This is a genomic window from Longimicrobium sp. (genome assembly GCF_036554565.1).
In the GTDB taxonomy this organism is placed as follows: Bacteria; Gemmatimonadota; Gemmatimonadetes; order Longimicrobiales; family Longimicrobiaceae; genus Longimicrobium.
The window spans coordinates 1-8044 of record NZ_DATBNB010000132.1 but is presented as its reverse complement, the minus strand read 5'-3'; the positions used below and the strand labels follow the sequence as shown (position 1 = coordinate 8044).

The following is an 8044-nucleotide window of genomic DNA, read 5'->3' as shown; positions in this document are numbered from 1 at the left end:
GGAGCCCGCACGCGCGGCGCGCGAAGCGGACCGGCTTGCGGGGATCCTGACGGCGAGCGTGTCTCACGGGTGAGGGGTGCCGCGGCGCGACGGTGCACCGCGGCGCCGTCTCAGTAGCCTCCAGTAGAATCGGCCACCACGACGGTGTCAGCGCTTGCGGACGTGATACCCGTCGCCGTCGAATCACTCTTGCCGCCGCCACCCAGCATGCCGATACCGCTGTTCTTGTTGATGCTGGCATCGGGTTCCGCGCGGGCCGGAGCCGTGGCCGATCGGCACCCGCCGCCGATGGCGAGCGCGACCAGCGCGTAGAACAGTTTGGACGAACTCATGATTTTGCTCCTGCGGGCAGGAATGTCAGGGTTGTCCGGGCGAATCCCGGGCGCAGGCAAGCTGCCGGGAACCTTCGTGTCTGGTCAAGTGATGTCGGGAAACTTTCACATGGTGATCGAACGATGCAGCGTGTAGTTCGGCCCCTGCTGGTCCTGCACGGCGATTCCGCGGTCCGGGAGCGGGTCCGCGAGGCAGGGGCAGGATACGAGTTCCGCTCCATGAGGGATTGGCAGGACCTGCACGCAGGGCTGCAGCGCTCACCCCTTACCGCGGTGGCGCTGGTGGATCCATGGCACCCGGGCGGATCAGGAGCAGGCCTGCAGAGCCTGCGAGACCTGCTTCAGCACTTCCGGAGCTTCACGGTTGTAGCGGCGGGCCGATATGCGCCGGATCGTGGACACGCCCTGCGCGAAATCCTCTCGTGGGGCGTCGCGGACGCGCTCGACATCGACCGGGAATCCACGCCGGCTGCGATCACCAGGCGCCTGGGAAGTGTGCAGGGCCGCAGCGCACACCTGCTCGTGTTCCGCGCGTTGGAGGGGTCCGTCCATGGCCGCGCCCAAGCTCTGCTTTCCGCTACGGCCGAAGTGGTCGCCGCCGGCGGGCAGGCGCCGGAACTGGCGCAGACCCTCGGTGCAGACGAGCGCACCGTCCTTCGGTGGCTGCATCGGGCCGACCTGCCGGCCCCGCGCCGCCTCATGCCCTGGATCAGGCTTCTTTTCGCCTCGGAGCTCCTGGACGACCCTGCTCGGTCGGTCGAGTCCGTCGCGCGGCTTTCCGGCTACGCGGGAGCGGCCTCGCTGAAGGTGGGATATCGAAACCTCGTCGGTGAGCCCGTCCGGGCACTGCGAGCGAAAGGCGCGTTCGCGCTCACCGCCGCCGCGTTCAGGGATGAACTCCGCGTATTGCGGGAGCAAGCGCGCGAAGGGCACCGGGCCGAAGCAAAGTGGCTCCACTAACCGCACCCCACCCACTGGCTGCCTCGGTATATATGCCCACAGGTACTTTCATGACAAAACGTGTACTCGCGAGGCAGGGGCGGCGCTGGTGCATTCCACCGGCGATCCTGTCCGATCCCGACGAGACCCTGGAGGGCGTGGCGATCCTCAGGGAGCTTCCGAACGAGCACGGATTGTTGCTCTGGAAGGCGCTTCGAGACGTGCTGTTGTGGGCCGCAGTGGAGCCGGGGCACAGGGCCGGGCTTTTCGTTGCTGATGCGGCGGGCCTACGCCTCGCGCAGCTCCAGGCCGTCCCGATGGACGGCCAGGTGGAGCTGGCGCTGACGGCTCTGACGGCTGTGGTGGCTAGCCCGGAATCGGTGAGCGCGGAGAGCGTGACCCTTGCCTGCCAGGGGATCTCGCGATGGGCGCAGGAGCGGCAGCTGCTGGGAACCTCGCTGTTGTTCGCCCAGGCGGCCGCGCTGGCCTCTCCCGAGCAGGCGCGGCCCGGGTACGAGGTCGGCAGCCTTGCCCTGCGGATGGACCGGCCCGCGCGCGCGGAAACCTGGCTGCGGCGCACCATCGGCGTGGCGCGCCGGGGAAAGGACTGGGAGACGTACGCACTGGCGTACATCGACCTGGGGGCGCTCTACGGCGGGCGCGGAAAGCTCGAGGCTGCGCGCGGGTACTACGTGCGGGCAATCCGCACGACGCGCAGAAAGGGGCACCTGCCCGCACGCGGCGCCGCGCTGCACGGCCTGTTTCTGCTGGAGATGGAGTTGGGGAAGCTGGAGCAGGCGGAGGCGCACGCCCGGAAGGCGCTGCGGGCGTACGGTGCCGGGCATCCTCGCCTTCCCGACCTGTTGCACGATACGGCGCGCCTGTGGCTGGCGTTGGAACGGCCCAATCGCGCCGCGACGATGCTGAAGAAGCAGCTCCCCGGACGCGCGGAGGGGCGCGAACGGGCGGTGACGCTGGGGCTCCTGGCGCGGGCCGCGGCGGGTAGTGGTGCCCGGCCGCAGTACGAGGAAGCCTGGAGCGCCGCGTGGATGATTGTGGACTACGACCTCAGCGGCACCCACGCATCGGCGCTGCTGGAGCTGGCCCGCGCCGCCGCGCGCCAGCAGGACTGGCCGCGGATGCAGCAGGCCAGCCGCCTCTACGGCCTTCAGCCCCGCACCGCGGCGCCGGCCCGCAACGTCCAACAACTTTCGGAACTCCTCCGCCTTGCTCGGCAGCCTGGATGAGGACGTGCGCTCATAGACTTGAAAGACGCGGGCCGTTCATAGCGCCTCGCGTCTCTCGGTGCTCTCCGGATGGCCGCGACCTTCAGGTCGGGTGGACGAGCCCCTGCTCGCGCATCCACTCGGCTGTAACCTCCGAAGCGGAGCGTAGATCGTCCCCGAACTCCAGGATGGCTTCAGCGACGAGCAGATCCATCGATAATTCGTCTTCGGAGACGTGGCGGGCGAGCTTAATGCAGGCCATGGCGATGGCTTCGAACGCGCCGAAGCGGTCCGTCAGCATCTCGAGCAGTCGGCCGGGAGAAGCAAGCGTGCCCTTCGGAGACTCCGTTGTCATGGTGCATCCTCCATTCTCTTGACCTTGGCCGCGCGGCAGGGCTAGCTTGGGCGAGCGGGCGGCCTTCGGGTCGGTTCGCGTTAGGCGGGTGCGTCGGTGCTCTCTTCCCGGGGAGCCGATGCACCCGCCTTGCTGTTGGGCCCTGCTGGTACATAATGTAATACCGGCCTGCTCGTTTGTCAAATGGTATTATACCATGTCCCGGAGGGGCGCTGTGGATTTCAAGGAGGCGACGGACGTACTCACTTCTACGCCATCGGTTACGCTGGCGCGGATCGCGGAGGTGTTCGGGAGAGAGATGCACACGATTGCTCGTGCGCGGATGGAAGGAACGAACGCCCGGCGTCCACCTCCGAACTGGCCCGTCGTGCTGGCGCAACTCGCGGACGAACATGCGCGTGAATTGCGTCAGCACGCAGACCGGCTCGATCACCTGTCAGATGAACTGCGGGTACTGTCCCGATGAGCGGGCGCTGGCGGACAGCGGAGATCCCCGGCAATACGAAGAACCTGGAGCACGGCCTGGCTCGCCCTGGATTACGATCTCAGCGGCACCCACGCATCGGCGCTGCTGGAACTCGCCCGCGCCGCCGCGAGCCTGCAGGACTGGCCGCGGATGCAGCAAGCTAGGCGCCTTTACGGCCTTCAGCCCCGCACCGCTGCGCCGGACCGCAACGTCGAACAACTCTCCAGACTTCCGGGATTGGGAGGATGGGGCCCCGCCTGCCTAATTCGAGTCTGTGCCGCCCGACCGCGCTAAGGCTGCTGTGGCCGCGGATCTTCATCATCCCGGTGACTCGGGTCGCGAAGACGGCACTTCAGTACTCGTCGCGAGGAACTGGGGCACGAGCACGCTATTCCAGCGCTTGTTGTACATGTCCGCCCGTTCCATCAGGGCGTAGAAGGCGATGAGCACGGCCTCCAGCCACCCAACAGCCGCCCAGTCTAGCGAACGCTCCGCGGTCGCGATCTGTAGAAGAAGCAGTGGAGCGGAAATAGCTACGGAGGTAGCCACGCCACGACATAATGACGCCGCGGCCCTGAACCGGTCCAGGCGGCTTCGCGCCGCGGGGATCGCGGAGAAAGAAAGATCCCGCACCTGCGCGTCACTCAGGCGGATGTCAGCATTGAGAGCGAGCCTCTTGCGCCAGCGCTCCTCCGCCAGAAGGGCTAGTTCAACGCCCTGAATCGGGGCGGGAACCTGTGGCTCATGGCCGTGGCGGGATGCGAATCGCTCATCCGCCGTACCGCCGTTCCCCCAGCCGGCCGGAACCTTCCATCTGCGGCGCAGGGGGCGGTACCCCCATGATAGGAGCCTGGCTGGGCGTTGGGCGAGCCATTCGAACGAGACGGTAACCGGGCGCGAGATGCCTTGAACCACGAAGCCCAGAAGGTATGCAGCACCCAGTGCGATCAAGGGTTGCTCGTCCGCAAACCTGAGCGCTCGGGTCCACTCCGGCGCTCCCCATACGAAAGCGACCGAGAGCGCGAAGCATGCTCCGGGGATTAGAAGACCGAGCAACTCGTAGAGGATGTGCTCTACCACCTCGGCGATACCTTTGAGCGCGTCCACGGCGGCCTCTCAGATCTGTCCCAGGTAGATGCCGGTCTGCCCCGCCGCACCGACGATGATCATCAGCCCGGGAAGGCCGTCGGCACTCAGGTGCGCGGTCATCCATCCGAAGACCTTGCGATCGTCCTCGCTCGCGCCACAGCCGTAGCCATCTGGATGCGAGTGCCACTCACCGACGTATTGCAGCGACCCGGCCGTACGCCGATCCACCTCCTGCACGGCTTGTCTCAGGCCTTCGGAGCCGCGGATGTAGAGCGTCGGCCACTCCTTGCTGTCGGGGGGCGAAGGAATCGTGTCGACAACGTAGACAATGCGCCTCTGCAGGTCATACGAGCCGATCAGCACCCCACCGGTTTCATTGGGCAGCTTCGTCGCGCGAAGGGCACGCAGCCTCGACAGCAGCATCTCATCCGTGCAGAGGGTCCAACCCGCCGTCTCTACCCTCAGACCAGGTACAGGATCTACGCGAACCACGTCTACGCAGAGATCGGCGTCCGTCCGGAAGATAGCAATGGTGGCTTCCGGTCGGCTCAAAGCCGCACGAAACGCTCGCGCCGCGACGCCCGAAAGGGTCCCGACGGCGTCCTGCGGGATCGTGCTGGTTACGTCGCGGCAGGAGTGCGCGTATCGCAGGCGCTGTCCGCCCCGGGTAAGGTGCTCGCTCAACTCGGCGCGCTGGATGATCTCGCGATAATACTGCATTTCCAGCTGGTCGAGCGTCGTGCGCCGCTCCGCGTCCTCCGCGAGGACGACGAGATCGGTACCGTCCGGATTGAGAAATACGGAGACGCGCCGAGCACCGGACGCGTTGTCCAGCGCCAGGTGCCGCGCAGCGGTGACCGAGGCTGAGAAGTCCGCAATGACCGAAGCCCCGTCAACGGCTTTGCGGAGAGCCGGATTGGCCTCCGAACGAACGTCGGCAACGATCCCCGACATAACGTCCGGGCCGTCCAGCAAGGCGTTGGCGACGTCGCTCAGTGTTTGCGCCTTTGGAAAACCGAGCGCATAGCTGCCTAGGTAGTGGCGCGCCAGGTTGTGCGGCATAAGCCGGTCGGGATCCACGACAGTCCAGGTCCCGTAGCCGGCACGGATCAGGTTTATCATGACCTGTGATCCCAGCGCGCCGGCGCCCACGGCCAGGATCTCCACGCCGTCTGCTCCGGGCAGCCCGTTCAGCCACGCGGCTCCGTCCGCAGTCAGGGTTGTGGCAGGATTCAGAATCTCAACGTTTACCCCCTGTCCCTCGCGGCCGGCAGGCGCCGCGAGCAGCACGCCGGGTGTGCCGTCGTGCAGGTCCCAGCGCCCGATCGAGACCCCGACCTCGCGCACAGTAGATACGGTGAGGAACGCCCACGTTTCCTCGACTTCCGCTTCGGCCTCGTCGTTCCGGCGCTTGGGGATCCGGAAGATCAGGATCACGCGGGCGCCCAAGACGTGACCGTTACCTGCCCAGTCGCCCAACTGCGCACGCAACGCCGCGAGAAGATCAAAGCCGGTACCGAGCAACATGTCGTGGAGCTCGGCGAGGGTCTGGGGCTGCCGGCGGACCACACCGTGCGTCTGTACGGGCACATGGAATGGGAGCGCGACAAAGCGCGCGCCGTCGCCTGGCCGAGGGATGCCCGGCTCCGCGATCAGGGTGATGATCGTGCCGTCGTAGTCGACCGCCTGGACCGAAAGCCACGCGGGGCGGTCCATGCCTGGGGCAAAAAGGCGGGCCGGCAGAATCAGGGGGATCGCAGCCGCTCCGAGGAGCGGTTCGAGCGGCTGATCCTCTCCGTGCAGCTCACCGCGAGCCGTCAGCGCGAGCCACTCCAGCACCCGCCGGAGGTATGCCGCCGCCGTCCAGCGCAGCTTCAGGTTCGAGTAGGTCTCGTCCCAGAGACAAAGGCTGCGCGGGAGTTCTTCCCACCTGAGGTTTAGATGCGGTACACTCGGAAAATCGCGACGGAGAGCGATAGTCTCCGGCATCACCTCGTCGTTATCGGCAAAGACCACCGCCAGCCGCTCCACGCGCTGGATGTCATGGACCTTCGCCTGAGGCACTTCCGGCTCGACCTCGAAGACCACCACGTCTCCCGCTGCGGCACGCCGGCACTCGACCAGCCGCACGTAAGGCAGTGTCTCGGACTTCAGAAGCCAAACCAGTTCGGCAGCCTTCGGAACGACGACGCCCCCGGCAACCAGCGGTTCACCCGGGGGCGTCAGCAGGTCCGCCATGTCAGCCTGCCCTCGGCGCGGGCTGGTTCACGATAATGGCGGCGCCGCCCAGGATGCGCTTTTCGATCGTTGCCTTCGATGCGTCTACGCGGATTACCAGGACTTCCGGAGCAGACTGTTTGGGGTGTTCCATCGTGACCTTGAACTCGCCCCCAAGCGCGGTCGCGCGCCGCTTGTAGTAAGTGGCGGCCTGCCGGTGAGGCGGCTGGTCCGACTCGCCCGCCGGGATCGGGCAGCTGGTGGAAACCAGAAGGCCGCCGGTCTGTCCCTGGTTCTCGTACAGCCACTTCACGTTCGGCACCGGCTCCGTCACCTCCTTGCCCTTGTCCGGGCCGAGCGAGAGGTAGCTGCAGTGATGCGGCAGGTTGACCACGTCCCACTGCAGGCGTGCTTCGTTCTTCTTGTACTTGGTCACCCGCACGATCTCAGCGAGTACCTCGTGCGTAACGTCAGCGGTGAGCAGCAGCTTCGTCTCCCGGCCGCCCGACAGGAACGCAGCCTGGAGAACCAGGGAATCGTCGTTGCGATCCAGCAGCTCTCCCTCATCCGTCCGGCTGGCAAAGGGAGAGTGGACGAAGAACTCCACTCCGTGCTCCGCCTGGGTGAATCCGGGCACCAGCTGCCCGGCGTCCGTGATCAGGCTGCTTCGCTCGGCCAGCGTGAGGCCCTCCTTCTGAAGCCAGGACTCCAGCTTCTCGGGGCGGGAGAACACGCGGATGCCCGCGCCTGCCTTCAGACGATACCTCGCCTCTGCCTGGATGATCTTCGCCTCGTCCTCGCAGCCATCCTCCACGATCACGGCCGCGGGAACCCACAACTCCGTGATCTTGATGCGGTCGCCGCCCTGATACTTTTTCGCGTGGTCCAGATGGAAGAAGTCGCTCGATCCGCAGATGTGGTCATTATCGAGGTGGCTGAACGCAACGACGTCGAACGCGTCACGCCCGGCTGCGTCGAGGTCCTCCCGGAGCGTGGCCGGGAGGTCGATCCGCTTGTCGTTCGCATCGTCGGCATCTCGCATCTCGGCGTAGTCGAAGAGCAGGCGCATCCCGTTCTCGAGGTCCAGCCTGCAGGAATCGGCGTTGCCCAAGGGGAAAAAATTGATCTTATGCATGCGTCTAACCTCCCGCAGTCTGAATGATGGGTCCGCCACGCTGGGCTCCGGGGCTGGCCCGCGCAGCACACCGGGATGGGGGCTCCAGCATAAACGATCAACGAGGCCTTGTCAACTATATATTGTGGTGCTAAAAAACCGACAGCCCCACAAGTCCACAAAGTCCACGCTTAGAGATCGCCCTCGCCGTCACGAAGCCGTGCGGAACCTCGGAATTGTGGTGCAGGCGGCGCCCCCTCACTTCTACCGGCGCGCCTGAAGAACCGCCGAAAGAAACATTTTCCA

The 8044-nt window shown here is 66.1% G+C and carries 8 protein-coding genes; 3 read left to right on the top strand and 5 right to left on the bottom strand.

The window, feature by feature from the left end; all coding sequences use genetic code 11:
- Positions 1-110 precede the first annotated feature (110 nt).
- On the bottom strand, positions 111-332 hold the full coding sequence (locus VIB55_RS03560) for a hypothetical protein (RefSeq protein WP_331875293.1): 222 nt from the start codon (positions 330-332) through the stop codon (positions 111-113).
- A gap of 123 nt (positions 333-455) precedes the next feature.
- Here VIB55_RS03560 and VIB55_RS03555 point away from each other — a divergent pair, with 123 nt between their 5' ends.
- Both VIB55_RS03555 and VIB55_RS03550 read left to right on the top strand, forming a co-directional pair.
- On the top strand, positions 456-1292 hold the full coding sequence (locus VIB55_RS03555) for a hypothetical protein (RefSeq protein ID WP_331875292.1): 837 nt from the start codon (positions 456-458) through the stop codon (positions 1290-1292).
- Positions 1293-1342: 50 nt separating this feature from the next.
- Positions 1343-2518 carry a tetratricopeptide repeat protein gene (locus tag VIB55_RS03550; protein WP_331875291.1) on the top strand — a complete coding sequence of 392 codons (1176 nt, stop codon included), beginning with the start codon at positions 1343-1345 and terminating at the stop codon, positions 2516-2518.
- 82 nt (positions 2519-2600) lie between these two features.
- On the opposite strand, the gene VIB55_RS03545 is transcribed toward VIB55_RS03550, so the two are convergent.
- Complete coding sequence (locus tag VIB55_RS03545) at positions 2601-2852, bottom strand: hypothetical protein (RefSeq protein ID WP_331875290.1); 252 nt, start codon at positions 2850-2852, stop codon at positions 2601-2603.
- A 214-nt stretch (positions 2853-3066) separates the two neighbouring features.
- Between VIB55_RS03545 and VIB55_RS03540 the strand changes: the two genes are divergently transcribed.
- Complete coding sequence (locus VIB55_RS03540) at positions 3067-3318, top strand: hypothetical protein (RefSeq protein ID WP_331875289.1); 252 nt, start codon at positions 3067-3069, stop codon at positions 3316-3318.
- A 318-nt stretch (positions 3319-3636) separates the two neighbouring features.
- Here the strand turns inward: VIB55_RS03540 and VIB55_RS03535 are convergent, their stop codons facing one another.
- From VIB55_RS03535 to VIB55_RS03525, 3 genes are read right to left on the bottom strand one after another with little or no spacing between them, the layout of a single operon-like run.
- Positions 3637-4425 carry a hypothetical protein gene (locus VIB55_RS03535; RefSeq protein ID WP_331875288.1) on the bottom strand — a complete coding sequence of 263 codons (789 nt, stop codon included), beginning with the start codon at positions 4423-4425 and terminating at the stop codon, positions 3637-3639.
- Positions 4426-4434: 9 nt separating this feature from the next.
- The gene (locus VIB55_RS03530; protein WP_331875287.1) at positions 4435-6645 is read right to left on the bottom strand and encodes a Mov34/MPN/PAD-1 family protein; all 2211 of its coding nucleotides are present in this window, start codon (positions 6643-6645) and stop codon (positions 4435-4437) included.
- Position 6646: 1 nt separating this feature from the next.
- On the bottom strand, positions 6647-7693 hold the full coding sequence (locus VIB55_RS03525; RefSeq protein ID WP_331875286.1) for a hypothetical protein: 1047 nt from the start codon (positions 7691-7693) through the stop codon (positions 6647-6649).
- Positions 7694-8044: the final 351 nt, after the last annotated feature.